This window comes from Gordonia alkaliphila, from assembly GCF_039542465.1.
GTDB classification, from domain to species: domain Bacteria; phylum Actinomycetota; class Actinomycetes; order Mycobacteriales; family Mycobacteriaceae; genus Gordonia; species Gordonia alkaliphila.
On sequence record NZ_BAABIE010000008.1, the window covers coordinates 95344 to 121875 of the forward strand.

The 26532-nt window shown below is 70.6% G+C and carries 19 protein-coding genes; 11 read left to right on the forward strand and 8 right to left on the reverse strand.

Annotated features, from left to right (window positions below; all coding sequences use genetic code 11):
- The first annotated feature begins 21 nt into the window (after positions 1–21).
- Positions 22–1461 carry a ClC family H(+)/Cl(-) exchange transporter gene (locus ABD989_RS10105; RefSeq protein WP_345313392.1) on the forward strand — a complete coding sequence of 480 codons (1440 nt, stop codon included), beginning with the start codon at positions 22–24 and terminating at the stop codon, positions 1459–1461.
- Here the strand turns inward: ABD989_RS10105 and ABD989_RS10110 are convergent.
- Positions 1458–2132, reverse strand: a complete 675-nt coding sequence (locus tag ABD989_RS10110) for a VOC family protein (protein WP_345313393.1) — start codon at positions 2130–2132, stop codon at positions 1458–1460. The two genes, ABD989_RS10105 and ABD989_RS10110, sit on opposite strands and share 4 nt — an antisense overlap.
- Positions 2133–2245: 113 nt before the next feature.
- Between ABD989_RS10110 and ABD989_RS10115 the strand changes: the two genes are divergently transcribed.
- Complete coding sequence (locus tag ABD989_RS10115; protein ID WP_345313394.1) at positions 2246–3079, forward strand: crotonase/enoyl-CoA hydratase family protein; 834 nt, start codon at positions 2246–2248, stop codon at positions 3077–3079.
- A 30-nt stretch (positions 3080–3109) separates the two neighbouring features.
- Here ABD989_RS10115 and ABD989_RS10120 read toward each other — a convergent pair whose 3' ends face one another.
- Positions 3110–3583, reverse strand: coding sequence for a nitroreductase family deazaflavin-dependent oxidoreductase (locus ABD989_RS10120; RefSeq protein ID WP_345313395.1), 474 nt, complete (start codon positions 3581–3583; stop codon positions 3110–3112).
- Between the two features lie 27 nt (positions 3584–3610).
- Entirely contained in the window at positions 3611–5527 is a 1917-nt protein-coding gene (htpG, locus tag ABD989_RS10125) for a molecular chaperone HtpG (RefSeq protein WP_345313396.1), read from the reverse strand.
- Positions 5528–5624: 97 nt separating this feature from the next.
- On the opposite strand from htpG, the gene ABD989_RS10130 reads away from it, so the two are divergent.
- Positions 5625–6380, forward strand: coding sequence for a PIG-L family deacetylase (locus ABD989_RS10130; protein ID WP_345313397.1), 756 nt, complete (start codon positions 5625–5627; stop codon positions 6378–6380).
- Here ABD989_RS10130 and recD read toward each other — a convergent pair.
- The 4 genes from recD to ABD989_RS10150 are packed head-to-tail and all read right to left on the reverse strand — an operon-like array spanning position 6373 to position 15661.
- On the reverse strand, positions 6373–8256 hold the full coding sequence (recD, locus tag ABD989_RS10135; protein ID WP_345313398.1) for an exodeoxyribonuclease V subunit alpha: 1884 nt from the start codon (positions 8254–8256) through the stop codon (positions 6373–6375). The two genes, ABD989_RS10130 and recD, sit on opposite strands and share 8 nt — an antisense overlap.
- Positions 8253–11753 (reverse strand): UvrD-helicase domain-containing protein, encoded by a 3501-nt coding sequence (locus ABD989_RS10140; RefSeq protein ID WP_345313399.1) that lies wholly within the window; start codon positions 11751–11753, stop codon positions 8253–8255. The genes recD and ABD989_RS10140 overlap by 4 nt, the downstream gene beginning before the upstream one ends.
- On the reverse strand, positions 11750–15118 hold the full coding sequence (gene recC, locus ABD989_RS10145) for an exodeoxyribonuclease V subunit gamma (protein ID WP_345313400.1): 3369 nt from the start codon (positions 15116–15118) through the stop codon (positions 11750–11752). Before recC ends, ABD989_RS10140 begins: the two co-directional genes overlap by 4 nt.
- 48 nt (positions 15119–15166) lie before the next feature.
- Positions 15167–15661: an acyl-CoA thioesterase gene (locus tag ABD989_RS10150; protein WP_345313401.1), complete on the reverse strand. Its 495-nt coding sequence runs from the start codon at positions 15659–15661 to the stop codon at positions 15167–15169.
- A gap of 60 nt (positions 15662–15721) precedes the next feature.
- On the opposite strand from ABD989_RS10150, the gene ABD989_RS10155 reads away from it, so the two are divergent.
- Both ABD989_RS10155 and ABD989_RS10160 read left to right on the forward strand, forming a co-directional pair.
- Positions 15722–16330 (forward strand): GNAT family N-acetyltransferase, encoded by a 609-nt coding sequence (locus ABD989_RS10155; protein ID WP_345313402.1) that lies wholly within the window; start codon positions 15722–15724, stop codon positions 16328–16330.
- 86 nt (positions 16331–16416) lie between these two features.
- Positions 16417–17895: an NAD(P)/FAD-dependent oxidoreductase gene (locus ABD989_RS10160; protein WP_345313403.1), complete on the forward strand. Its 1479-nt coding sequence runs from the start codon at positions 16417–16419 to the stop codon at positions 17893–17895.
- A gap of 36 nt (positions 17896–17931) precedes the next feature.
- Here ABD989_RS10160 and ABD989_RS10165 read toward each other — a convergent pair whose 3' ends face one another.
- Complete coding sequence (locus tag ABD989_RS10165) at positions 17932–18369, reverse strand: PaaI family thioesterase (RefSeq protein ID WP_345313404.1); 438 nt, start codon at positions 18367–18369, stop codon at positions 17932–17934.
- 246 nt (positions 18370–18615) lie between these two features.
- On the opposite strand from ABD989_RS10165, the gene ABD989_RS10170 reads away from it, so the two are divergent.
- The 6 genes from ABD989_RS10170 (at position 18616) to ABD989_RS10195 (ending at position 26422) form a co-directional block, all read left to right on the forward strand.
- The gene (locus tag ABD989_RS10170; RefSeq protein WP_345313405.1) at positions 18616–19017 is read left to right on the forward strand and encodes a BlaI/MecI/CopY family transcriptional regulator; all 402 of its coding nucleotides are present in this window, start codon (positions 18616–18618) and stop codon (positions 19015–19017) included.
- 102 nt (positions 19018–19119) lie between these two features.
- Positions 19120–20028 carry a M56 family metallopeptidase gene (locus tag ABD989_RS10175; protein WP_345313406.1) on the forward strand — a complete coding sequence of 303 codons (909 nt, stop codon included), beginning with the start codon at positions 19120–19122 and terminating at the stop codon, positions 20026–20028.
- Positions 20029–20077: 49 nt separating this feature from the next.
- Positions 20078–21517, forward strand: coding sequence for a GMP reductase (gene guaB1, locus ABD989_RS10180; protein ID WP_345313407.1), 1440 nt, complete (start codon positions 20078–20080; stop codon positions 21515–21517).
- A gap of 8 nt (positions 21518–21525) precedes the next feature.
- Positions 21526–22926, forward strand: a complete 1401-nt coding sequence (locus tag ABD989_RS10185; protein ID WP_345313467.1) for a hemolysin family protein — start codon at positions 21526–21528, stop codon at positions 22924–22926.
- Positions 22919–23998, forward strand: a complete 1080-nt coding sequence (locus tag ABD989_RS10190) for a hemolysin family protein (RefSeq protein WP_345313408.1) — start codon at positions 22919–22921, stop codon at positions 23996–23998. The genes ABD989_RS10185 and ABD989_RS10190 overlap by 8 nt, the downstream gene beginning before the upstream one ends.
- 243 nt (positions 23999–24241) lie before the next feature.
- The gene (locus ABD989_RS10195) at positions 24242–26422 is read left to right on the forward strand and encodes a malate synthase G (protein ID WP_345313409.1); all 2181 of its coding nucleotides are present in this window, start codon (positions 24242–24244) and stop codon (positions 26420–26422) included.
- Positions 26423–26532: the final 110 nt, after the last annotated feature.

Below are 26532 nucleotides of genomic sequence, written 5' to 3' on the forward strand. Positions count from 1 at the left end.
TCGACACTCGTGGGGCGGCAGATGAGCACTGGGGCGCAAGGTGGGGCCCAAGACGGAGGGCCCCAAGACGGAGGGCCCCACGACGGAGGGCACGGTGAGGAGCACCAGCCCTCGCCGACCAGCCCCGCCGCCGAACCCGCCGAGGACGCGGGCCTGCCCGGCGGTCGCGCGCTCTACTATCTGACCTTCCTCGCCATCGTCGCCGGTATCTTTGCCGGTTTCACCGGCGGCGCCTTCCGCTGGGTCCTGATCAAGGCCGACGCGCTGCGCACCGATCTGGCCGACTGGGCCCATGCCCACGGCCCGTGGGCATGGCTCGTCCCGGTCGTCGTCAGTGCCGGCGCGGCCGCGCTGGCCACCGGGATCGCATCGCGCTGGCCGATGTCGGCGGGCAGCGGCATCCAGCAGGTGGAAGCGGCCGAACGCGCCGAGGACCGCGCCGCCCCGGGCACCACGATCCCGGCGCGCTTCGTCGGCGGCGTCCTCGCCATCGGCGCGGGCGGCCTGGTCCTGGGTCGCGAAGGCCCGACGGTCCATATCGGTACCGCGTTCGGCACGCTGGTCGGCCGGATCGGCCGGGCCACCCTCGACGAGATCCGCGTGCTGCAGAGTTGCCTGGCCGGCGCCGGCCTCGCGGTGGCGTTCAACGCACCCATCGGGGGCGCCGTCTTCGTCTTCGAGGAGATCGCCCACAAGGTTCGGCTCCGCTATCTGATCTGGACCATCGCCGCGGTCGCGGCGGCGATCAGCTGCAGCCGCGTGATCCTCGGCAACCACCCCGACTTCATCGTGCAGAAGGTCGCCGAACCGTCCATCGCCACCCTCCCGCTCTTCGTGCTCTTCGGCATCGTGATCGGCCTCATCGGGGTCGGATACAACGCCCTGGTGGTGCGGCTGATGGGCACCGTCCGGGGATTCCATCGCCTACCCGCGGTGGCGAAGGGCGCCCTGATCGGCGCCCTGATCGGCGTGTGCCTGGTCTACCTGCCCGACGCGGTCGGCGGCGGCGACGCGGTGACCCAGCGCATGCTCGACGGGCAGCAGATCGCCTTCTGGACGCTCACCCTCTACCTGGCGCTGCGATTCTGCTCCGGCCCGCTCTCCTACGCCGCAGGCACCCCGGGCGGCCTGTTCGCGCCGATGCTCGCCCTCGGCACCCTCAGCGGCGTGTTCTTCACCCGCGTCGTCGAGTTCGCCGGTGTCTCGGTGGACACCGACACCCGGATCGCCCTGATGATGGCCGGGATGGCCGGACTGTTCGCCGCCGTGGTCCGGGCCCCGTTCACCGGCATCGTGTTGGTGATGGAGATGTGCGCCCTGACGTCGGTGTCGATCTCCATGCTGACCACCGCGCTCGGCGCCGTGATCGTCGCGGCCGCCCTCCGCTCGGCACCCGTCTACGACACGCTGCGCGAACAGATGCTGGCCCAGGAGCAAGCCCGCCGGCTCGCGAAGGATTAGCGAGCGGCCTGCTCCAGCAGGATCGTGGGCGTGCCCAGCGCCCGCTCACGCACCGTCGCCACCCGCGTCCCGGGCTTGCGGCCGACCCGGATCTCGCTGAGCGCCAACCCTTCTCGCGTCAGCCGTGCATGTTCGACGTCCAGGTCCGCGACCCGCCAGGCCAGGCCCCACACCCCGAAGTCCGCCGCCTGGTCCCCGCCGGCCAGCACCTCGACCACCACGGAGGAACTGCGGAAGAAGACCTGGGCGACGTCCCCGAACTGGCGCACCAGCCGCAGGTCCAGACCGAGCCGTCCGGCGAACAGGGCGATCGCCGCATCCACCGAGGGCGCCGTGTAGACCACGTGGTCGAGCGTGGGCGCGCCGGCCCGCGCTCCCGCGTCGGCGGCGATGCCCACCGCTGCCACCGCGTCCGCGCGCCCGTCCGCGTCGAGCAGCAGACCGCGGCGGCCCAGGAGCGTCGTCGCACCGGCCACGTCGGCCGCGGCGAAGGCCGCCCACGGAGCCGACTCGCCCGCTGCCGCGCGGACCGAGCCGTTGCTCGCCGCCCATGCGCCGGTGACCGGATCCGCCGTCCCCACCAGAACGTCGTAGGCGGCCGCGGCCGCCGCGCGATCGTCGACGGGAACTGTGACGGCGACGTCACCGAGTTGCAGGGAGTCTGGTGCCATGCGGCCATCCTGGCACGTGTCGTGGCCCACCGGGCTGCCGGGTCGACACCCGATCAGCAGTGCTGATGCCCTACTCTCTCCGGTGAGAACCCAATTACTACCCGGGAGTAACCATGACGTACCGCAGCACCGACTACCAGGCTTTCGAGCTCGCCGTCGCCGACCACGTCGCCGAAGTGACGCTGATCGGCCCCGGCCCGGGCAACGCCATGGGACCGGACTTCTGGAGTGAGCTCGCCGTGATCTTCACCGAGCTCGACGCCGACCCGGACGTGCGCGCGGTGGTGCTGACCGGCGCAGGCAAGCACTTCTCCTACGGACTCGATCTGGCCGCCATGGCCGGCGACCTCTCCGCGGTCCTCGCCGACGGCGCGAAGGCCAAGGCGCGCACCGACTTCCACGGCATGGTGCGCCGCATGCAGAGCGCCATCACCACCGTCGCCGACTGCCGCAAGCCGGTCGTCGCCGCCATCTCCGGGTGGTGCATCGGCGGCGGCGTCGACCTGATCACCGCCGCGGACATCCGCGTCGCCTCCACGGACGCCAAGTTCAGCGTGCGCGAGGTGCGCGTGGCGATGGTGGCCGACGTGGGCACCCTGGCCCGACTCCCCCAGATCATCGGCGACGGCCACACCCGCGAACTCGCTCTGACCGGTAAGGACGTCGACGCCGCACGCGCCGAGAAGATCGGTCTGGTGAACGACGTCTACGACGATCGCGACGCCGCACTGGCCGCTGCGCGCGCCACCGCCGCCGAGATCGCCGCCAATCCCCCGCTCGTGGTGCAGGGCATCAAGGACGTCCTCGACCACAGCCGCTCGGCGCAGGTGAACGACAGCCTCCGCTACGTGGCCGCCTGGAACGCCGCGTTCCTGCCGAGCCTGGACCTCACCGAGGCCGTGACCGCGATGTTCGCCAAGCGCCCGCCGGTGTTCACCGGCGAGTAGTCGGCCCCGGCCGGGCCCGGCCCGCTGGTGTCAGAGGGCCGGGGTCAGCCGGAATATCGGAATGGTGCGGGTGGTGCGCCGCTCGTAGATGGTGAAGTTCGGCCACACCTTCAACAGCGACTGCCAGGCCTCGGCGCGTTCGTCGCCCTCGAGTTCACGATGGGTCATCGGCGCCAGCTCGCCGTGCTCCTCCACCTGCAGCACGGGGGCGGACCGCAGGTTGTACACCCAGGCGGGCGACTTCGGCGACCCGAAGTACGACCCGGCGACCAGCCATTCGCCGTCGCCGACCGGGGCGGCCAGCACCGTGGTGGTGCGGTCCAGCCCCGACTTGCGACCGCGGATCACCATGGTGACACTCGGCAGTCCGGCGACGGTCAGCAGATCGATCCGACCCCCGGTGACCTTCTGCAGCCCGTCGTCGATCTTGACGATGTACGGCAGGTACTCCGGCAACCATTCGATGGCGCCGATCCGCACGGCGATCGGTGTGAGCAGTCCCATGGTGCTCTCCCCTTCTCCCTGTCGGCTCTACTGCAGACCCGCGACGAGCGTGTCCGACAGCAGCTTGGCGAACTCGGCCGGGTCGGCGAGCTCACCGCCCTCGGCGAGCACCGCCATCGCGTAGACCAGCTGCGCGGTCGGCACCAACCCGGACCGCTCCTCGCCGGCGTCGGCGTAGGCTTTCGCGAGGCCGGTCACCAGCGGGTGCTCCGGGTTCAATTCCAACACACGCTTCATGTGCGGCACCTGCTGTCCGGACGCCCGGTACAGCTTCTCCAGCTGCGGCGACATCGAGAAGGTGTCGCCCACCAGGCAGGCCGCCGAATCGGTGAGCCGCTTGGTGAGACGCGTTTGCATGACGTCGGCGGCGAGCACCTCGGTGAGCCACGCCAACAGCTCGGTGAACTCGGCGTCGCGCTCGGCGGTGTCGGTCTCGGCGGCGTCGTCGTCCAACGCCGCCTCGCCCTTGGCCACCGAGACGAACCGTCGGCCGTCGAACTCGGGCATCGCCGAGGTCCACAGCTCGTCGACCGGGTCCGACAGCAGCAGCACCTCGATTCCCTTGGCGCGGAAGCCCTCCAGGTGCGGCGAACGTTCGATCTGCTGCCGCGATTCGCCGGTCATGTAGTAGATGACCTGCTGATCGGCCGGGCAGCGTTCGACGTAGTCGGCGAGCGAGGTGGGCTCCTCGCCGTGCGTGGTGCCGAAGACCGACGCCTTGAGCACCGCTTGGAAGTTGTCCGGGTCGTTCACCAGACCTTCCTTGAAGACCGGGCCGAAATGGGTCCAGAACGTCGCGTAGTCCTCGGGCCGACGATCCTGCAGTTCCTGGACGGTGCTGATCACCTTCTTGACCAGTCGGCGACGGATCGCCCGGATCTGCCGGTCCTGCTGCAGCAGTTCGCGAGAGACGTTGAGCGACAGGTCGTTCGCGTCCACCACGCCCTGCACGAACCGCAGGTACTCGGGCAGCAGGTCGGCGCCGTCGTCGGTGATGAAGACGCGGCGCACGTACAGGTGCAGGCCACCGCTGCGTTCGCGGGCGAACATGTCCAGCGGCGCCTGCGACGGCAGGAACATGAGGGCCTGGTATTCGAAGGTGCCCTCGGCGTGCAGCGAGATGGTCTCCAGCGGCTCGTCCCAGTTGTGGCTGAGGTGCCGGTAGAAGTCGGCGTACTCGGCGGCCGAGACCTCATCCTTGGACTTGGCCCACAGGGCCTTCTGCGAGTTCAGGGTCGCGTCGGTCTGCTCGACGGTGGGCTCGCCGCCCTCCTCATCGGCCGGCACCGTCACCGTCTCGGCCATCCGGATCGGCCACGCGATGAAGTCCGAGTAGCGCTTCACCAGGCCGCGCAGCACCTGCGGGTCGGTGTAGTCGTGCACGGCGTTGTCGGTGTCGGTGGGCTTGAGTGACAGCGTGATCGCCGTGCCCTGCGGCGCGTCGGCGACGTCGTCGACGGTGTAGGTGCCGTCGCCGGTCGACTCCCAGCGGGTGCCGACGGTCTCGCCCGCCTTGCGGGTCACCATGGTGACGCGGTCGGCCACCATGAACGCCGAGTAGAAGCCGATGCCGAACTGGCCGATCAGTTCCTCCGACGCGCCGCCCTCGCCGGCCTCGGCCAGGGCCTGCCGCATCTTGGCGGTGCCCGACTTGGCGACGGTGCCGATCAGGTCGATCACGTCCTCGCGGCTCATCCCGATGCCGTTGTCGGCGACGGTGAGCGTGCGCGCGTCCGCGTCCGCGGTCAGCCGGATGTGCAGATCGGCGACGTCGGCCTCGAGCTCGGAGTCGCGCAGACTCTCCAGTCGCAGCTTGTCGAGCGCATCGGAGGAGTTCGAGATCAGCTCACGCAGGAAGCTGTCTTTGTTCGAGTAGATCGAATGGACGACGAGGTCCAGCAGCTGTCGCGCCTCGGCCTGAAACTCATGAACCTGCGAACTCATGGGCAAATGTCTCCAATCGGGGAAGAAGGTGGTGGGCGAGCACACGCATCTCGCGCGAGAACAGCTTACCGGCGGCCGTGCACGTAGTGTCGAGGCTGTGTCTGCCTCTCCGAACGCCCTGTTCGTCCACGCGCATCCCGACGACGAGTCGCTGTGGACCGGCGGCACCATCGCCGAACTGACCGCTCGCGGCGCCGAGGTGGACCTCATCGTGTGCACCTGGGCCGAGGGCACCCACCGCCACCGCGAACTGCTCGACGCCACCGCCGCGCTCGGCATGGCGCGGCCGCCGATCATGCTCGGTTACGCGGACAGCTTCGTGCCCGAGTCGGCACCAGGCGCTCCGCGGTTGATCGACGTCAACCTCGAGGAACAGGTCCGACTGATGGTGGGCCACATCCGTCGGCTCCGGCCGGAGGTGATCATCACGTACAACGCGTACGGCATCTACGGGCACCCCGATCACATCCACGCGCATCGCCTCGCGGTGCTGGCCGCCGATGCCGCCGCGCTGCCGCTGTACGAGCCCGAGCTGGGGCTGCCGTGGCAGACGTCGTCGCTGTACTTCGCCACCATCCCGCAGTCGAAGGTGACGATCATGCGCGGCCATCTGACCACCTCGTCGCACATTCCGATGACCGGCACCCCCGACGATCGCGTCGACCTGGATCTCGACGTCTGCGACCGGCTCGGCGCCAAACTCCGGGCGATCTACTCGCACGTCAGCGAGATGTCGCGCAGCGCCTCCATGAAGGAGTTCGCGGCGCTGCCCCGAGAACCGCAGCGCCTGTTCCTGACCTGCGAGTCGTACCGCCGGCGGGACCTGGTCCCCGGCGGGTGCGACATCAGCTGATCTCGCGGACCGCCGAACCGAGTCCGCTGGCGCGTTGCACCGACCGACTCAACGCGGCCCGCAGTTCCGCTTCGGTGCCGACGATGAACACGTGCTGTTGCGCTCGGGTGACCGCGGTGTAGAGCAGTTCCTTGGTGAGCAAGTGCGCGTCGGCGTCCGGCAGCACCACGGTGACCGCCTCGAACTGACTGCCCTGGCTGCGGTGGATGGTCATCGCGTAGACCGGTGACGAGTCGGCGATCTGGCTGGGACGCAGCGGCTGAATGTCCTTGCCCCGCGCGAAGACCACACTGGTTTCGTCGCCGTCGGCGATCACCACCCCGGAGTCGCCGTTGAAGATGCGGTGCGTCGGATCGTTGCGGTTCACCAGGATCGGCTCGCCCGGATACCACTGCGCCGCGCCCGTGCGCGCGTCGGCGTCATCGTTGATCCAGCCGAGGATGGTGCGCGACCACCCGCTGACGCCGTGCCGCCCGTCGCGGTGGGCGCACAGCACCCGGTGCGCCATCAGCGCGGCCAAGGCGCCGCGCGCATCGCCTGCGGTCGCGGTGTCCCGTAGTCGTCGTGCCCAGTCGATCACCGTGCGTCGCACCGGTTCGAGGTCGTCGGGGTCGACGAGGATCACGCGCCCCTGGTCATCGTCGGCGAACCGGTCCGCACCCTCCCCGCAGATGAGGTCCACCACGGCGTCCACCTCGGTACCGGCGGCCGCCTTGATCGCCGCGGCCACCTCGGAGATCTGCCCGCCGTAGCGGTGACCGCGGGTCAGCGTGATCACGCCGTCGGCGAGCGCCAGCCGCTCGGCCTCGTCGAACTCCCCCGGCGGCGGCGCGGCGACGGCCGCGAAGGCCTCCGGCAGCGGCGTGTCCGCGCGGTCGCGGCGCTCGACGAGGTCGGCGAGCACCGCCCCGGCGTCGACCGACGACAACTGGTGCGGATCCCCCACCAGGATCAGCCGGGCGTGCGGACGCAACGACTCCAGCAGGCTGCTCATCATCGACACCGGCAGCATCGACGTCTCGTCGACGACCACCACGTCGTAGGGCAGGCGATCGTCGGCGCCGCGCCGATACGAACCGTCCGGGCGCCAACCCAGCAACTTGTGCACGGTGGTGGCCGCCGGTTCGGTGTGCAGCGCCCGCAGGCTGGTGCGGTGGTCGTTGATCGACGCCTGCATCTGCGCCGCGGCCCGACCGGTGGGCGCGCACAGACCGATCCGCACGTCCTGCCCGAGCAGTTCCTCCATCACCGCCAGAATGCGGGCCACCGTGTACGTCTTGCCGGTGCCGGGGCCGCCGGCCAGGACCGTGGTCCACGACGTGGCCGCCAGCGCGGCCGCCGCGCGCTGCCGGTCGTAGCCACCGGGCTGCTCGTCCCCGAAGACGGCGGCCAGGGCGGCGGCGAGCGCCGCGGCATCGACCGTCGGTCGCTGCGCGCGGCGCTGCGCCAGGATCTCGCGGATGGTCTGCTCCTGGCGGAAGTATTTGCGCAGGTACAGCAGCGGTCCGTCATCGGAGGTCACCAGCGCCAGCGGCCGCAGCGGCCCGGACGGGCAGCCGGTCACCAGCGGCGACGTCGTGAGGGCCGCGACCAGCTCGGCCGGGTCGGGCCACGGCAGCTCCACCGGAGTGGCGTCGTCGTCGGACTCGGGCGTCTCCGGCGCGATCTGGCCGATCTCGTCGAGCTTCACGCACGTCGACCCGGTCCGGACGGCGCGCACCGCCAGCGCCACCGCCAGCAGTTCGTGATCGCCGATGTCGGCGCCGCTGAGCGCGGCCACCCGGCGCGCCACGTGCACATCGGCCGCGGCGAACACCCCGGTCTCGTTGAACACCGCGAGCACGCCGTGCTCGCCGCTGACCAGCTGCGCGTTCATCGCCGCTCCCCCTCGTTCCTTCCGGCGACGCCGGCCAGCAGGTCCGACAGGTCCGCCACCAGGGCCGGCGGCAGCCGCCACTCGAAGACGCCGCAGCCGCGCGGCGTATCCGGACCGGCCATGCCGCGCACGAACTGGTACTGGATCGGACCGAGGTGCGTGCCCGGCGCATAGTCCGGGAGCCGCCATCGCAGATAGCGGTGCAGCGCCACCGAATACAGGAGCGCCTGCAGCGGATAGTGGGCGGCCATCATCTCCGCGGCCATCGCCGCGGTGTCGAAGTCCTCCACCATCAACTCACCCCGCCGCAGTCGGTTGGTCTTGTAGTCGACCACCACGAAGCGCCCGTCACGCAGACGCAGCACCGAGTCGATGCTGCCGGTGAGGAAACCGCGGAAGCGCTCGCCGGACACCGTCGGGACGATCTCGGCGTAGGGGCGCAGCGGATCGTCGTCGGGCAGGTGCTGCGCCAACAGCTCCCCGATCTGGGCGAGGGTGAAACCCGGTGCGGCCAAGGGCAATTCGAAGTCGAGCTCGGCCAGCCGGTCGCGCGGTGCGATGCTCGCCAGGTCCCCCGCGCCCCCGTCGCCGAAACCCCCGGCGCCGAAACCCAGCGGCGTGGTCAGCACGGCGTAGAGGGCCCGCGCCAACTGGTCGACGTCCAGGTCCACGCCGCGCAGCAGCGCGCCCTCGGCGGTGCGCAGCCGCACGTGTGCCGCCAGGTCGGCGGCCGAGGTGTCGACGTGCTCGAGCACTTCGTGCACCAGCGTGCCGAAGCCCGCGCCGAACGGCAGGCCGTTCATCAGCGACGGCATCCCCGCGGTCGCCGCGGCGGCGGGCTGCTGCTCGCCGAGGTCGGGTTCGTCGTCGAGCAGCGCCTGTTCGGGTTCGTTCACCGGCGCCGGTGGCAGCGCCGCGTGGGCGGCGGCGTGGGCGTCTCGGACGATGCCCGAATACGACGTCCGCCGCCACCGCAGATCGACGGGGGCGGTGAACGACGCGACGGTCAGTTCGGGGCGGGCGCCGCCGTCGATCGCCGGATGCCAGCGTCTGCCGCGCGGCAGGCGCCCGGCCGGTTCCACGGCGATCAGTTCCGGGGTGCCTTCCCGCACCGCCAACAGATCGGTGTACATCTCGCGGTCGGTCGGCGGAATCTCCACCGACACCGGGATCAACGTGCTCGCCTGGCCCGACTGCAATGCGCTGCGGCGCGCCTGGGCGGTGAACAGCAGCCGGTGCAGCGCCCCCTGCTTGGTCGGCATCGACGGCCCCCACCAGGCCACCACCTGCGAGGACGCCCGGGTCATGGCGACGTACAGCAGGCGCAGCGCCTCCCCGGCCGCCTCGACGATCGCGCCGTGCTCGCGCTCGCGATAGCCCGCCGCGGCGGTCCCGCCGACGTCGAGCCGCCGCCGGCCCTGCGCGTCGTGGTAAATGAAGGTCTCCAGGTCGGGCACGCGGGCCCCGTCCCAGCCGAACGGCACGTAGACGATCGGGAACTCGAGCCCCTTGCTGGCGTGCACCGTCATGATCTGCACCGCCCGGGTGTCTCGGTCCAACCGGCGCGTCTGCGCGCCGCCGTGCCGCAGGTTCGACGGGTCGGCGATCTGCTCAGCCAACCAGGCGACCAGGGACGCCAGGCCGCCGCTGCTGCCGGCCACCTGCCGATTGCAGAGGTCCGCGAGCTGCCGCAGATCGGTCAGCGTCCGCTCGCCGCCCTCCCCGGCCAGCAGCCGTCCCTCGGTGCCGAAGGTGTCGAACAGGCGTGCCGACATCGACGCGAAGCCGCTCTCGGCGAAGATCCGCCCCAGCTCGGCCAGGCTCGACGCCAGTGCGCCGATACCGTCGTCGCCGCCGGTGTCCACGTCGGCGGCGGTCTGCCCGATCAACGGGGTCAGCGCCGCCAGCCGCACGCGCGCCGTCCGCGAGGGTTGCTCGATCGCGGCGAGCACATACCACCAGTGCCGCGCCGCGGGCGTCTTGAAGATCGACGTCCCCGACCGCACCACCGACGAGATGCCGCGTTTGTGCAGCGCCTCCTGCAGCGGCTCCACGCGCTTGTTGAAGTTCACCAGGATCGCGATGTCGCCGGGCTCCACCGGCCGCGGCACCGCGGGGTCGCCCACCGCGATGGTGGTCCCGGACTCGAGCAGGGCCACGATGTCGTCGGCGACGTCCTCGGTGACCGCGTCGCGGACCTTGCCGACGGTGGGCAGTCCCTCACCGCCGAACTGCTGGGTGAGCAGCATCCGCATGCGCAACGGCGCGGTGTAGTCCCGCCCTTCGAACTCGGCGACCGGGTCGACCGTGCCTCCGGCCGTGGGGTCGGCCGCGCGCCCGAGCCGGGACCGTTCGCGGCGCGCCCGCACCGGCGCGAAGGTGATCTGCGGGTGCCCGAACGCCGTCCCCTCGAAGACACGTTCCAGCGCCTGCACCAGCGGCTGATCCGAGCGCCAGTTGACGCTCAGGCGGCGCCGTAGCCCGGCCTGACCGACGGCGTCCAGGTAGCTGCGCACCTCCGCGCCCCGGAACGCGTAGATCGACTGCTTGGGGTCGCCGACCAGGATCAGCGGGATGTCCGGGGCGTCGTGGAAGCACTGCCGCACGATCGCCCACTGCTGCGGGTCGGTGTCCTGGAACTCGTCGATGAGCACCACGGAGAACTGCTGCCGGATGCGGGCGACGGCCAGCGCCCCGACCTCGGGGTGCTGCAGGATCCGGAACAGAACGTCCTGCAGGTCGTCGTAGGTCCGGATCCGGGCGAGGCGTTTGCGGGCTTCGATCTCGGTGCGGGTGGTGCGCGCCAGGTCCACGCGCAGCGCGGTGGTCTCGTCGCTGTCCGGGTCCGGGGACAGCGCGGTGGCCGACTGTTCCACGGCGCTCCGGGCGATGTCGGCGACCGCCGCCCAGGCCGGCGCCGCGCTCGGCTTCCCGGCGAACTGCGCCAGATACAGGTCGCGGGCCAGCTCGTCGACGAGGTCCTGCACGTTCTCCACGATCGGGAACTGCTGCGCCCGTTCGCCGAGGAAGCCGAGGGTGGCCAGCATGCGGTTGCAGAAGGTGTGGGTGGTGGCCACGGTGGCCGCGTCGAAGTCGCTCATCGCCGCGCGCAGCCGCTGCCGCCGCAGCCGGACCTGCTCGTCGGGCCCGGTGCACAGCAGCGCCAGCACTTCGTCGGGCCGGTCGGCGGCGAGGTACGCGACCGGGTCGGCCAGCGCCGCCAACGCCTGCCCGATGCGGGTGCGGGTGCGGTCGCGCAGCTCGTTGGAGGCGGCGTTGGAGAACGTCGCCATCAGCAGCTGGTCGACGGCCACGCCCTCGGCCAGGTACCGCACCGCGAGCGAGACGATGGCGTGCGTCTTCCCTGTTCCGGCGCTGGCCTCCAGGATCATGGTGCCGGCTGGCAACGGAGCGCACGCGTCGAAGTCGGTGGTGTCGCAGTCGGGGGTGTCGCAGTCGGGGGTGTCGCAGTCGGGGGTGTCGCAGTCGGGGGTCATCGCCGCGCCTCCTTGCCCAGCACCGGGCCGAAGACCGCGACGGCCATCCGCACCAGATTGGTCTTGGCACCGGACTCGTCGTCGTCGGCGGGGGCCACCTCGGGCAGCACCGTCGCCAGGTCCCGGAACGGCGCCGCCGCCGCCAACGCGATCAGCTCGTCGGCCGTCGGGGTCCGGGTCGGATCGTCGTACAGGACGTAGCCGTTGTAGTCGTTCTCGAACTCCCAGGGCCGCAGACCGTGGAGGCTACGGAGCGCATTGGTCGGGCGGCCCGACCCGTACCCGCGGGCGGCCGCTTCGGCCGCCGTCGGCGGCAGCCAGAGCGGGGCGCGCAGTCCGGCGTCGCGGATCGCGATGAGCGCCGTCAGCAGCGCCGCCGGATCCTCCGGCAACGACAGCCGGCGCATCTCGGCGTGCGTGCCGCGCCCGGCGCCGACCACCACTGCTTCGCGGACGCGGCGGCCGCTGCCGACCGCGATCGCCAGCAGTCGGATCCACGCCGCCAGCCGGTGATCGGCCTTGAGGCTCGAGTAGTTCACTTCGACCAGCTGGTCGCCGAAGACGTCGCCGACCGTGCCGTAGAGACGACGACCGTCGGGCAGCGGGTACAGCACGTCGACGGTGTCGCCGTGCTCGTCGACGCGGTGACTGAGCGCGAGCTGCCCGATGGCCTGGGCCTTCGCCTCGATCGGGTTCAATGCCAGCCGCCCCAGTTCGAACGGCGGCAGGGAGCCGCGGCGCAGTTCGGCGCCGCTGAGCGCGGGCAGCGAGTCGCCGGCCAGCACGCCGCGGAGGAAGCGGTCGCCGATCTTCCAGGCCGCAAGGCCGTCGAGCGCCACGTCGAGTTGGTCCGGATGGCTCTCGTCGTGCTCGGGCAGGAAGGCGCCCATGCGTTCACGGACAAACCGCGTGGTGGGCGCCTTGAAGAAGGCCAGCAGGTCGGCCAGGTCGATGTCGGCGGCGGCGTCCACCGGCGCCAGCACCGCCTCGCGCAGGCGCACCGGGGGGTGGCCGGGCTCCCCCGACGCGGTGAGTGCGCTGAGCGCCCGCGCCCCGGCCAGCAGTTTGCGGTCGTAGCTGAACGGTGCCCGCTGCGGCGCGGACACGAAATTGCGCGCGTCGAAGGCGTGCAGGGTGTGACGTCGTTCGATGCCCGACCCACCGCTGTCGCGATCCAGGACCGCCTCGGCGGTCTCGATCAGTTCGCTGACCACCACCGGCGGCGGCACCGACGCACCGGTGACCGGATCGCACCCGGTGTAGAAGACCAGCAGGTGCTCCTGTGCCGCGGTCACCGCGTCGAGGAAGACCTGGCGGTCCTCGTCGCGCGCGCTGCGCTCGCCCACCAGCGGGACCAGCCCCAGGATGTCGTCGCCGTCCACCGCGGTGTTCCGCGGGAACGATCCGGTGTCCATGCCCAGCAGGATCACCGCGCGGTGCGGCACCGACCGCATCGGCGTGAGCGTGCACACCGTCAGCTCGCCGGTGCAGAAGTTGGACCGAGTGGGCCGCGCCGACAGCAGGTCGCCCATCAGGTCGCGCAGGTCGGCCAAGCTCAGGTCGATCTGCTGCGCCTGCGCGGCGCCGAGCGACTCGGTGAGGATGCCGATCGCCTGGGCCCGCTGCCACTGGGCCTCGCGGTCGGCTTCGGCGAGGTCGTCGATCGCCCCGATCAGCAGATGCGCCCAGACCTCAGCGGGATGCCGCGCATCCATCTCGGTGAGCAGTCGGCTGAGTCGGTCGAGGAACTCGGCGAACCGGCCGGCCAGATCCACCTTGGTGGACTCGATGCCCTCCAGCGGCAGCCCGACGCCGAGCCATTCGTTCTCCGACTCCTCGGCCAGCACGCCGAGCAGCACGCGGTCCCGACCCGTCGACGCGGTGCCCTGCGGAAAGCCCCGCATGTCGAAGCGGCTCCGCTGCGTATTGTCGATGCCCCAGCGGATGCCTGCCCGTTCCACCCATCCGGCGAGCAGTTCGAGGTCGTCGTCGGTGAACGCGAAACGACGGGCCAGGGCCGGCTGTCCGAGCAGATCGAGCAGGTCGCCCGAGCGCACCCGTCCGGCGGCCAGGTCGAGGATCGCGCTGAGCACCTCCAGCACCTCGTTGGTCTCGGCCAGACCGCGGTCGGCCAGTCGCACCCGCAGCGAGAAGCCCGGGTGCTCGCGCCCGGACTGCCCGAAGGCGCCCTGGATCAGCGGGGCGAAGGCCTCCACGTCGGGGCACATGATGAGGACGTCCCGCGGCTGCAGTCCGGGGTGCGCGTCCAGCAACGCCAACAGACGATCGCGCAGCACCTCCACCTGGCGCTCGGGCCCGTGGCAGGCGTGCACTTCGAGGGAGTCGTCGGCCGACAGACCCGGTCGCGGCGCCAACGCGTCCCGCCGCAGCCCGTCTTGGACCGCGGCCAGCAGCGTCGCCGGCGCGTCGGCGAGCTCGGGCCGGCGGGGGTCGGCGTGGTAGCTCGACGCTGCGGCGAGCGTGGTGACCACCTCCTGCAGTTCCCGGACATCCCGGGACAGCGCCGCGAGCAGCGGATGCGCGGGCGTCACCGGAGTTCCGGCGCCGCGGGGTCGGGGTACCGGCGCCGGAGCGGCGGCGATCCGATCCCACAGCGCGGGCGACGGATGCGGGAGGAACAGGGACACCTCCCGTTCGGTGGCCAGCGCTGCTAACACCGCGCGCAACGCCTCCGGAATGCGCGTGGGTCCGAAGAACGCCAGCCGGGACGGCAACTCCACCAGATCCGGGTCGACGCGCAGGCGCTGCACCACGTCGTCGAGCTGTTCGGCCAGATGCGGCTGCCCGATCCGGGCGCGCACCTCGCGCCAGAACCACGGCTGCCACCGCAGCGGCTCGGGCAGCTCGCCCCCGGTGCCGTCCGAGGGGCCGCCGGCCGCCCACGCCGCGAGCATGCCCGGACGCTGCCAGCCGTACCCGGCGAACAGCCGGGCGATGGTGGCCGCCGCGGCGAGGCGTCGACCCTCGCCCGGCGCCTGTCCGAGGTGGTTGCGCAGCACGAAGAGTCGCGGATCGGCCAGGTTCTCGTCGAGCACCTGCAGGACCGGCCAGGTGAGCCGGTGGGTGTACCAGGCCTCGGCGGCGTCCGCGTCGTCGGCGGTCGCCGCCACCACCTGGCGCAGCAACTCGTCGGGCGAGGGGAAGTCGATGTTGGCGGCGATGCCGTCGCCGTGGCCGCCGCTGCCCAGCCGCCTCGCCAGCCGCTGCTGCAGCCACCGTTCCACGCCGCGGGCGGGCACGGTGATCACTTCGGCCCGCATCGGATCGGTCAGCGGCGTGCTCAGCCGGTCGGCCAGGACGTCGGCCAGCACGTCGGCGCGCTCGGCGCGGTGCACCGTCAGCATCGCCCCACCCCCGTTCTCCTTCGCCTGCTCGCGCCGTTCGTCGTGAGACTAGCCTCTGCCGCCGACAGGACCGTCGGCCGTCACCCGACGCCGTCGGAACGGTGCGGGCTCGCCGAGGTGCGCGTCGAGCACGGCCCGGAACTGCTCGGGGATCGGCCGGGCCGTACCGGCGGTGGGGTCCACCACCGCGAGCGTCGTCTCGCTGATCGCACCCAGCGTCCCGTCGGCGGCCAGGAGCCGACAGGCGAAGTCGAACGACTTCCCGCCGATCCGGGACACCCACACCTCGCAGCGCGCGGGTTCGACGCTGTAGTAGAGCGGCGCCGCGAACTCGATCTCCTGGTGCGCCACCACCATGCCGGTGGCCGTACGCTCGGGCGACGGCGGCACGTCGGCCGACCAGGCGTCCATCGCCCGCACGCGCGCTTCCTCGAAGAGTCGGGCGAACTGCACATTGTTCAGGTGCCCGAGGGAATCCATGTCGCCCCATCGCAGGCCGAGTTCGACGACGAACGGCCCGGGGTCCTGCTGTGTCTGCGTCACCTCAGCGACGCTAGCCCACGCACGCGCCCGGGTCGCGGTGCGGGCGGTACCATCGATCGGGTGCTGCTCAACACCGACCGACTCCGGCTCCGACCCGTGCAGCCGACCGACCGGGATCTGCTGGTCGCCCTGGACGCCGATCCGGAGGTGATGCGGTTCGTCAGCGGCGGCCCGGCCACCAGCCCGGAGACCGTCGCCGAGTGGATCATTCCCCGCACGCAGGAACAGCAACGCGCGCACGGCACCGGCATGTGGTTGCAGTTCACCGGTACCGGCGCATTCGCCGGCTGGGTGCAGCTGCGCACGCCGCGCCACAGCAGCGCCGCCGAACTCGAACTGAGCTACCGGCTGCCCCGCACCATGTGGGGTCACGGCTATGCGTCCGAGGGCGCCGCCGCCCTGGTGTCGGTGATGTTCACCACCACCGACACCCAGCGCATCTTCGCGGGCACGCACGTGGTGCACGGCGCCTCGCGCCGCGTGATGGAACGCCTCGGGATGCGCCTGGCCGCCGACAGCGATGTCACTGCGCTGGGACATCCGGATGCGATGGTCGAGTACGAGATTCTGCGCGACCAGTGGGCGGCCGCGCGCGGGCGCGGAACGGTGCGGGTCCGCCCGGCGCGCCGACACTCCGACCCGGGTTCGGCGCGGCCGCAGTCAGCCTGAGTCGAGCAGGCTACCGTGGGATACTGCACTGCGGCGCACCGCCGTCGACCACCGCCCGCGATCCCGTATCCGACAGGAGCTCCCCGATGACCAACGCCTCCACGCCCGCGCAGAGTCGACGACGCCAGGTCGTCATCGTCGGTTCGGGATTCGGTGGATTGTTCGCGGCGCAGCGTCTGAAGAAGGCCGACGTCGACGTCACGTTGATCGCCAAGACCACCTCGCACCTGTTCCAGCCGATGCTGTATCAGTTGGCGACCGGCATCGTCGCCGAGGGCGAGATCGCGCCGGCCACCCGCGTCGTGCTGCAGAAGCAGCGCAACACCCGCGTCCTGCTCGGCGAGGTCTTCGACATCGACGTCGAGAACAAGACGGTCAGCTCGCAGCTGCTGGAGCGGATCACCACCACCGACTACGACGACCTGATCATTGCGGCGGGCGCCGATCAGTCGTACTTCGGCAACGACCACTTCGCCGAGTACGCGCCCGGTATGAAGACCATCGACCACGCCCTAGAGCTGCGCGGACGCATCCTCGGCGCCTTCGAGCAGGCCGAGCTGTCGCACGACAAGGCCGAGCAGGACAAGCTGCTGACCTTCGTGGTGATCGGCGCCGGTCCGACCGGCGTGGAGATGGCGGGGCAGATCGCCGAGATGAGCGACAAGACCCTCAAGGGCGCCTTCCGCAACATCGACCCCACGCAGGCCCGGGTGATCCTGCTCGACGCCGCACCCGCCGTCCTGGCCCCGTTCGGCCCCAAGCTGGGCGCGAAGGCCACCAAGCGGTTGGAGAAGCTCGGTGTGGAGATCCAGCTCAACGCCATGGTCACCGACCTCGACTACGACGGCCTGGTGGTCCGCGAGAAGGACGGCACCGAGCGCCGTATCGAGAGCCAGTGCAAGGTGTGGTCGGCCGGCGTCCAGGCCAGCAGCCTCGGCGCGGTCCTGCGCGAGAAGACCGGGGTGGAACTCGACCGCGCCGGCCGCGTCAAGGTGGGCCCGGACCTGACCGTCCCCGGCCACCCGAACATCTTCGTGGTCGGCGACATGATGGCCGTCGACGGTGTGCCCGGTGTGGCGCAGGGTGCCATTCAGGGCGGTCGCTACGCCGCGGACGCGATCCTCGCCGAGCTCAAGCACCAGCAGCGTCCCGAGGACCGCAAGCCGTTCAGCTACTTCGACAAGGGGTCGATGGCGACGGTGTCGCGCTTCAGCGCGGTGATGCAGGTACCGATCCCGGGCACCAAGCGCAAGTTCGAGACCGAGGGCTACTTCGCCTGGCTGGGCTGGCTGGCGCTGCACCTGGTCTACCTGGTGGGCTACCGCAGCCGCCTCAACACGTTGGTGAACTGGTTCTTCGCCTTCAGCACGCGCGGTCGCACGCAGCTCGCGGTCACCGAGCAGCAGGTCTACGCGCGTTCGGCCCTGCATGAGCTGTCCAAGCTGGAACAGCATCGGCTCGCGCAGGCGGAGGCCGACGGTGATCCCGCCGCCGTCGCCGCCGCGAAGGAGACCGAGCGCGTCACCGGCACCGACGCCCCGGCCAAGCCGGCCGATTCGGCCTAGCCCGCGGACCCGGCCTCCGCGCACTGCCCGTCGGCGTCAGCCGGCGGGCAGTTCCACGTTCTGCAGACGCACGCGCGACTGCGCGAGCATGCGGCCGTCGGCGTCGACCATGTCGATCTGCCACAGCTGCTGACGACGACCGCGATGCACCGGCACCGTAGTGACGGTGATGGTCCCCGAGGAGACCGAGCGCAGGAAGTCGGTGTTGTTGTTCACGCCGACCGCGGTGCCGCCGATCTCGGACTCCTGCAGCCAGCAGAAGGCGCTGATGCTGGCGGCGCTCTCGGCGATCGCGCAGTAAACGCCGCCGTGCACGATGCCGAACGGCTGATGGTGATCGGCGGTGATCTCCAGGGTGGCGCGCACGCCCTCGCCGGAGGCTTCGATCAGCCGAGTGCCCAGGACCCGGTCCAGGCCCTGCACCATGCCGGCCAGGTCGGCGGCCAGATCGCGTTCGTTCTCACGGTTACTCATGTCTGCCAGGGTGCCACGCACCGGCGGAACAACGACGACGACCCCCGAAGCGTTCGCACGCTTCGGGGGTCGTCGCCCGTTCCAGGACCGGGGGTCTCTGCAGCCCTCAGGACACTCTCGCGATCCCTGAAAGATACTGTAGGCTAACCTTACTTTTTGAGTCAAGGGGCCCGCGGGAACTTCCCGGGGCCGCCAACCGTTACACCGATGAATACGACCGAAGAACAAGTTTGGAGCGGGCGTAAGATGAGAAAGATGAACGGCCTCGGTGACCTTGAGCGCGCCGTGATGGACACGCTGTGGGCCTCGCCCACACCGCAGACGGTCCGTCAGGTGCACGCTGAGCTGGCCAAGACTCGATCGCTGGCCTACACCACGGTGATGACCGTGCTGCAGCGCCTGGCGAAAAAGGATCTGGTGACCCAGATCCGCACCGATCGCGCGCACCGCTATGCGGCCGCCAGCCCCCGCGAGGACCTCGTCGCCAGCCTGATGGTCGACGCCCTCCGCGGCGCCGATGCGCCCGACTCGCGGCACGCGGCACTGGTGTCCTTCGTCGGCCGGGTCGGCGCCGACGAAGCCGCCGCTCTGCGCCTGGCGCTCGACGAGCTCGAAGCCGCCCATCTGGACGCCGACGCGGTCCATTGAGCGGATCTGCGCGGCGCCCCGTATCCTGGCTCCCGTAGTCAGTACTGCACCACCGACGACTCCCGACCGACGACCTCCAGCTCACCGACCAAGGAAGCCACGATGACCGCGCTGCTGTTCGGCATCTTGACCTTGGCGCTCGTCGGTCCCATTCCGGAAGCCCTCGCCCGCGCCGAGTGGCCGCTGTATGCGCCGCGCGCGGCCTTGACCCTGTGGCAGGCGATCGCACTCGCCGCCGTCCTCTCCGCTTTCAGCACCGGTATCGCGATCGTCACCGGCCCGATCCACGAGTGGCTCGACGACCTCGGCGCGTTCACCTGGACGATGTCCCTACTGGTCCTGGCGGCCACCGTCGTCATCGGGCTGCGACTGATCGTCACCGTCGCCACCATCGGCGTCCGCACACGTCATCGTCGCCGCCATCATCGCGCCCTGATCGATCTCCTCGACCGCGCGGAGTTGCGCCACCGCGCCGACACCGACCTGCGCATTCTGGATGTACCCGCCCCGATGGCCTACTGCCTACCCGGGTTGCGCTCCCGTGTCGTGCTGTCCGAGGGGGTCCTGGCACGGCTCTCCGCCGACGAGGTCGCCGCCGTGATCGAGCACGAACGCGCACACCTGCGCGCCCGCCACGACCTGGTGCTGGAGGGCTTCCTCGCTCTGCACGCGGCTTTCCCCCGCTGGGTGCGCTCCGCGTCGGCGTTGACCGCGGTGCGCCTGCTGGTCGAGGCCCTGGCCGACGATCAGGCCGTCCGCGCCACCGACTGCACCAGCGTGGGCCGCGCCCTGGTGGCCTGCGCGGATGCCACCGCGCCCCGCGGCGCCATGGCGCTCGGCGGTCCCACCACGATCACTCGGCTGCGTCGACTGACCTTTCAGCCGGCCGCCCGCGATATCCGCCGCGTCTCCGCCACCGCCTACGCGCTGGCCGTCGCCCTGCTGGTGGTCCCGACGCTGGCCGTCGCCGTGCCCTGGCTTACCGAACTCAATCGACTGCGCGGCCGATGAAGCACCGTGCCGCGCGGGTCACCGTCGCTCCCCGCCGGAAAGGCCAGTAGTGCGCTTCCTGTCCGGGCATCGTCCCGACTACGACCTGACCTACGACGATCTGTTCGTGGTCCCGAACCGGTCCGACGTCGCCTCGCGGTTCGACGTCGACCTCGCCACCACCGACGGCACCGGCACCACCGTTCCGCTGGTGGTGGCCAACATGACCGCGATCGCCGGCAAGCGCATGGCCGAGACGGTGGCCCGCCGCGGCGGTCTGGTGGTGCTCCCCCAGGACGTCCCGGAGGCCGCGGCCGCCGACACCATCGCCTTCGTGAAGTCGCGGAACCTGGTCGCCGACACCCCGGTGACGCTGGGACCCGACGACCTGATGGCCCACGCGCAGGCCCTGATCCCCAAGCGCGCGCACGGCCTCCTCGTGGTGGTCGACGACGACCGGCGTCCGGTGGGCCTGATCCCCCGGACCCCGCCCGGCGGCGAACTGGACATGTTCGGGCAGCTCCGCGAGAGCATGCACCCGATCCCCGTCCTGCTTCCCGACAGCACCGATCCACGACAGGTGTTCGACGCCCTCACCGAGGCCAACGTCGAAATGGCCGTGCTGACCGACCCGGACGGCCGCCTCACCGGCGTGCTGACCCGCGTCGGCGCGCTGCGCGCAGGTATCTATCGCCCCAACGTCGACGCCGACGGGCGCCTGCGGGTGGCGACCGCCGTCGGCATCAACGGCGACGTGGTGAGCAAGGCGCGGGCACTGGTGGCGGCGGGCACCGACCTCCTCGTCGTCGACACCGCGCACGGCCATCAGGAGAAGATGCTGACCGCGCTGGCCGCCGTCGCCGACGCCGATCTCGGTGTGCCGATCGCCGCAGGCAACGTGGTCTCCGCGGAGGGCACGCGCGATCTGATCGACGCCGGCGCCTCGATCGTGAAGGTCGGTGTCGGCCCGGGCGCGATGTGCACCACCCGGATGATGACCGGCGTGGGCCGCCCGCAGTTCTCCGCCGTCGCCGAATGCGCCGCCACCGCGCGCCAGCTCGGCGCCGCGGTCTGGGCCGACGGTGGTATCCGGCATCCCCGCGATGTCGCGCTCGCCGTGGCCGCCGGCGCCGCCAACGTGATGGTCGGCTCCTGGTTCGCCGGCACCTACGAGTCGCCCGGCGACCTGCACACCGACGCCGACGGCGAATACAAGGTGAGCTTCGGCATGGCGTCCAAGCGTGCGGTGGCCGCCCGCTCGTCCGCCGACAGCGCCTACGACCGCGCCCGCAAATCACTCTTCGAGGAGGGCATCTCCTCGTCCCGCATCCGGATCGATCCGGAACGACCCAGCGTGGAGGATCTCATCGACCACATCTGTGCCGGAGTGCGCAGCACCGCCACTTACACCGGAGCACGGACCCTGTCCGAACTGCACGAGAAGGTGGTGCTCGGGGTGCAGTCCGCCGCGGGCTTCGCCGAGGGCCGACCGCTGCCCGGGGGCTGGTGACCGACCTCGTGGAGATATTCCTGATCATCGCCAAACTCGTCGGCTTCCTCGCGCTGACACTGGGCACCGCCCTGTTCGTGGCGTCCGAGTTCTCGCTGACCGCGCTCGAACGCTCCACCGTCAAAGACGACGTGGTGCGCCGCAACGATCGCCGCGCACGAGCGGTGGAACGCGCGCACCGCACCCTGTCGTTCCAGCTGTCCGGCGCCCAGCTGGGCATCACCATCACCACGCTGATCACCGGTTACCTCGCCGAACCGGTGCTCGCCCAGCTGATGAACCCCCTGCTCGGCGGTCTCCCGTTCAGTGAGGCCGCCATCGCCGGCATCACCCTCGCCCTGGCGCTGATCATCGCGACCTCGCTGTCGATGGTGCTCGGCGAACTGATGCCCAAGAACCTCGCCATCACTCACCCGCTGAGCGTGGCCCGCGCCACCTCCGGCGCGATGATGGCCTTCTCGACGATCTTCAAACCGGTCATCGTCGGCCTCAACGGCACCGCGAACGCGATCGTGCGACGCTTCGGCATCGAACCCACCGATGAACTGGGGTCGGCCCGCTCGGCCGCCGAACTCGGTGCGCTGGTGCGCAATTCGGCGCTGCGCGGGGCCCTGGATCCGGACACCGCCAGACTGGTGGACCGCTCGCTGCGCTTCGGCGCCCTGACCGCGGAAGACCTGATGACCCCGCGGGTGCGCGTGCGGGCCCTGTCGCCCAGCGACACTGTGCGCGATCTGGTGTCGGCCGCCTCGGAGACCGGGCACTCGCGGTTCGTGCTCGCCGAGGACGGCGACATGGACAATCTGGTCGGCGTGGTGCACATCAAGCAGTCGTTCACCGTGCCGCCGCACGCCCAGACCACCACCTCGCTGCGCTCGCTGGCCCGCACCATGACGCGCGTGCCGGGCAGTCTCGACGGCGACGCGCTGATGGACCGCATCAAGGCCGACGGCCTGGAGATCTGCCTGGTGGTCGACGAGTACGGCGGCACCGCGGGCATCGTCACCTCCGAGGACCTCATCGAGGAGATCCTCGGCAACGTGACCGACGAGCACGACGACGAGGAGTCCGAGGTGACCCGCGTCGGCAACGGTTTCCGCTGCTCGGGCCTACTGCGCAACGACGAGGTGGCCGAGGCCACCGGCTACCGCGCACCCGACGGCGCCTACGAAACGCTGGGCGGCCAGGTGATGTTCCTGCTCGGCGCCATCCCCGAGGTCGGCGACATCGTCGACCTCCCCGCGCGCAGCATCGATCCCGACCGCGATCCCGCCGACCTGACCGGCTGGCGGGCCACCGTCGTCGCGATGGACGGACACCGGGTGGACGCCGTCTGGCTCACTCCGATCCATCCGGCCGCGCCGGAGAACGACGCCGACACGCAGACGCAGGAGGTCGACCATGGGTGACTGGTGGGGCGTGATCCTGACCGTCGTACTGCTGGCGGCGAACGCCTTCTTCGTCGGCGCGGAATTCGCACTGCTCGCGGCGCGCCGCGACCGACTCGTCGCCCTCGAGGAGAGCGGCAAGAAGCGGGCCCGCACGGTCATCAAGGCCTCCGAGCAGCTGTCGTTGATGCTCGCCGGTTCCCAGCTGGGCATCACGATCTGCTCGATTCTGCTGGGCCGCGTCGGCGAGCCGGCCATCGCGCATCTGATCGAGAAGCCGTTGGATCTGATGAACGTCCCCGCGTCGTTCCTGCATCCGATCGCTTTCGTCATCGCCTTGAGTCTGGTGGTGGTGTTGCACATCCTGCTCGGCGAGATGGTGCCGAAGAACATCGCGCTGGCCGGCCCGGAACGCGCTGCCATGCTGATGATCCCGGTGCAGCTGCTGTTCATCCGGCTGGTCCGCCCGATCATCTGGTTCTACAACACGGTGGCCAACGGTCTGCTGCGCCTGCTCGGCGTGGATCCCAAGGACGAGGTCGCCTCCACGGTCAACGAGACCGAACTGGCCGAGATGATCGTCGAGTCGCGCGAACTCGGACTGCTCGATGCCGAGGAGCACGAGCGGCTGACGCGGGCACTGCACACGGTGGAACGCACCGTCGACGAGGTGATGATCCCGCTGCGCGAGGTCCGCACCGTGAACGTGGCCGTCGACGCAGCCACCGGCCGCCTCGGCCCGCGGCTGGGCGGAGTGGAACGCGCGGTCCGCGAGACCGGCTACTCCCGGTTCCCGGTGCTCGGCCTGGACGGCTCGTACATCGGCTACCTGCACCTCAAGGACGTCCTCGAGGACATCCTGGACGAGGATCTCGGACCGGAGAGCATCCTGGGCTCGGACAAGATCCGTCCCCTTCCGCGGGTCGCCGCCAGCACCCCGCTCGACGAGGCCGCGACGCATCTGCGGCGCGCCAGCGCCCACCTCGCCGGCGTGATCGACGAGGCGGGCACCCTCGTCGGCGTCATCGCGCTGGCCGACCTGGCCGAGGCCTTCGTCGGCGATCTGCGCGACGGCACGCATCGGATCGGCTGACCGCGGCGCGTCGGCGGTGATCACCCTCACCGCCGAGCACCCGCTGTGCGCCGAGGCCACCGCCGGAACCCCCGGTGACCGTCCACACATCGCGAGAGGCCCCCGGGACCTGGGAATACCAGCAGGTAGGAGGCCTAGTACCATGATCGTGTCCCGCGCACGTCCGCACACGTGCGCGGGGAATGCACCGGGCCCTTCGGGGGTTGACCCGGACGAGAGATCACCAGCTAGAGAAGGGTCGCCATGACTGCACGCGTCAATGTCCATGGACTGCAGGTTGCGGAGGTGCTGTACGACTTCGTGAACACGGAGGCGCTGCCCGGCACCGGAATCGATCCGGACGCCTTCTGGTCCGGTGCCGCTGCCGTCATCAACGATCTCGCGCCGCGCAACCGCGAACTGCTCGCGGTCCGCGACGACCTGCAGACCCAGATCGACCAGTGGCACCGAGACAACGCCGGCAGCCCCGATCAGGCCGCGTACATCGACTTCCTGAAGAAGATCGGCTACCTCGTCGAGCCCCCCGCCGACTTCGAGATCACCACCGGCGGCGTCGACGTCGAGATCACCGACACCGCCGGCCCGCAGCTGGTGGTCCCGGTCCTCAACGCCCGCTTCGCGCTGAACGCGTCGAACGCCCGCTGGGGCTCGCTGTACGACGCGCTGTACGGCACCGACGTGATCCCGGAGACCGACGGCGCCGAGAAGGGCCGCTCGTACAACAAGGTCCGCGGCGACAAGGTCATCGCCTTCGCCAAGGCCTTCCTGGACAAGGCCGTCCCGCTGGAGACCGGCAGCCACACCGCCGCCACCCGCTACGTGGTCGACGGCGACAAGGTCACCGTCGTCCTCGGTGACGTGAACGCCGGCGGCGAGACCACCACCTTCGCCGACCCGGACGCGTTCGTCGGCTACACCGGCGATGCCACCGCGCCGTCGTCGATCCTGCTGCGCCACCACGGACTGCACGTCGATATCCTCTTCGATCCGGCTTCCCCGATCGGCTCCACCGATCCGGCTGGCATCAAGGACGTCGAGCTGGAGTCCGCGGTCACCACGATCATGGACTTCGAGGACTCGGTCGCCGCGGTCGACGCCGAGGACAAGGTTCTCGGCTACCACAACTGGCTGGGCCTGAACAAGGGCGACCTGGCCGAAGAGGTCACCAAGGGCGGCAAGACCTTCACCCGCGTGCTGAACCCGAACCGGGTCTACACCGGGCGCGACGGCAAGCCCGTCGAGCTGCACGGTCGTTCGCTGCTGTTCGTCCGCAACGTCGGCCACCTGATGACCAACCCGGCCATCCTCGACGCCGACGGCAACGAGGTCCCCGAGGGCATCCTGGATGCCCTGGTCACCTCCGCGATCGGCATCCACGGCATGGCTGCCGAGGGTCTGCAGAACTCGCGCACCGACTCGATCTACATCGTGAAGCCCAAGATGCACGGCCCGGCCGAGGTGGCCTTCACCGCCGAGCTGTTCGGCCGCGTCGAGGACGTCCTGCGCCTGCCGCGCAACACCCTCAAGGTCGGTATCATGGACGAGGAGCGTCGCACCACGGCCAACCTCAAGGCCGCCATCGCCAACGCCTCCGAGCGCGTCGTGTTCATCAACACCGGCTTCCTCGACCGCACCGGCGACGAGATCCACACCTCCATGGAGGCCGGGCCGATGGTCCGCAAGGCCGACATGAAGCAGCAGGCGTGGATCAAGGCCTACGAGGACTGGAACGTCGACACCGGTCTGGCCGCGGGCCTGCAGCACAAGGCGCAGATCGGCAAGGGCATGTGGGCCATGCCCGATCTGATGGCCGACATGCTGGCGCAGAAGATCGCGCACCCGACGGCCGGCGCCAACACCGCGTGGGTGCCGTCACCGACCGCGGCCACCCTGCACGCGATCCACTACCACGAGGTGGACGTCTTCGAGCGCCAGAACGAGATCGCCAAGCGCGACCCCGCCAAGCTCGAGGACATCCTCACCATCCCGCTCGCGGCGAACCCGAACTGGAGCGACGAGGAGAAGCGCGAGGAACTGGACAACAACTGCCAGTCGATCCTCGGCTACGTGGTCCGCTGGATCGATCACGGCGTCGGCTGCTCCAAGGTGCCCGACATCCACGACATCGGCCTGATGGAAGACCGCGCCACCCTGCGGATCTCCAGCCAGCTGCTCGCCAACTGGCTGCGGCACGGCATCGTCACCGAGGCCGACGTCGTCGCCGCCCTGGAGCGGATGGCACCAGTCGTCGACCGCCAGAACGCCGATGACCCGACATACCGGCCGATGGCGCCCGACTTCGCCGACAACATCGCGTTCCAGGCGTCCAAGGCACTGATCCTGGAAGGTGCGGCGCAGCCGAGCGGCTACACCGAGCCGATCCTGCACCGCGCACGTCGCGAGTACAAGGCCGCCAACGCCTGATCGTTTCACCACGGAATTCGAGCCCGGACAGTTCGCTGTCCGGGCTCGATTTCTGATGACCTGCGGCGACTTCCGCGCGCCGCCCACCACAACGCGCTCGGCACTGATAT

What these genes read in the sequence shown, in the direction of transcription:
- ABD989_RS10195 (WP_345313409.1), top strand. Translation starts at nt 24,242, where the DNA reads ATGACTGCACGCGTCAATGTCCATGGACTGCAGGTTGCGGAGGTGCTG.
- ABD989_RS10175 (WP_345313406.1), top strand. Translation starts at nt 19,120, where the DNA reads ATGACCGCGCTGCTGTTCGGCATCTTGACCTTGGCGCTCGTCGGTCCC.
- htpG (WP_345313396.1), bottom strand. Translation starts at nt 5,527, where the DNA reads ATGAGTTCGCAGGTTCATGAGTTTCAGGCCGAGGCGCGACAGCTGCTG.
- ABD989_RS10190 (WP_345313408.1), top strand. Translation starts at nt 22,919, where the DNA reads ATGGGTGACTGGTGGGGCGTGATCCTGACCGTCGTACTGCTGGCGGCG.
- recC (WP_345313400.1), bottom strand. Translation starts at nt 15,118, where the DNA reads ATGCTGACGGTGCACCGCGCCGAGCGCGCCGACGTGCTGGCCGACGTC.
- ABD989_RS10165 (WP_345313404.1), bottom strand. Translation starts at nt 18,369, where the DNA reads ATGAGTAACCGTGAGAACGAACGCGATCTGGCCGCCGACCTGGCCGGC.
- ABD989_RS10115 (WP_345313394.1), top strand. Translation starts at nt 2,246, where the DNA reads ATGACGTACCGCAGCACCGACTACCAGGCTTTCGAGCTCGCCGTCGCC.
- ABD989_RS10160 (WP_345313403.1), top strand. Translation starts at nt 16,417, where the DNA reads ATGACCAACGCCTCCACGCCCGCGCAGAGTCGACGACGCCAGGTCGTC.
- ABD989_RS10140 (WP_345313399.1), bottom strand. Translation starts at nt 11,753, where the DNA reads ATGACCCCCGACTGCGACACCCCCGACTGCGACACCCCCGACTGCGAC.
- recD (WP_345313398.1), bottom strand. Translation starts at nt 8,256, where the DNA reads ATGAACGCGCAGCTGGTCAGCGGCGAGCACGGCGTGCTCGCGGTGTTC.
- ABD989_RS10120 (WP_345313395.1), bottom strand. Translation starts at nt 3,583, where the DNA reads ATGGGACTGCTCACACCGATCGCCGTGCGGATCGGCGCCATCGAATGG.
- ABD989_RS10110 (WP_345313393.1), bottom strand. Translation starts at nt 2,132, where the DNA reads ATGGCACCAGACTCCCTGCAACTCGGTGACGTCGCCGTCACAGTTCCC.
- ABD989_RS10170 (WP_345313405.1), top strand. Translation starts at nt 18,616, where the DNA reads ATGAGAAAGATGAACGGCCTCGGTGACCTTGAGCGCGCCGTGATGGAC.
- ABD989_RS10105 (WP_345313392.1), top strand. Translation starts at nt 22, where the DNA reads ATGAGCACTGGGGCGCAAGGTGGGGCCCAAGACGGAGGGCCCCAAGAC.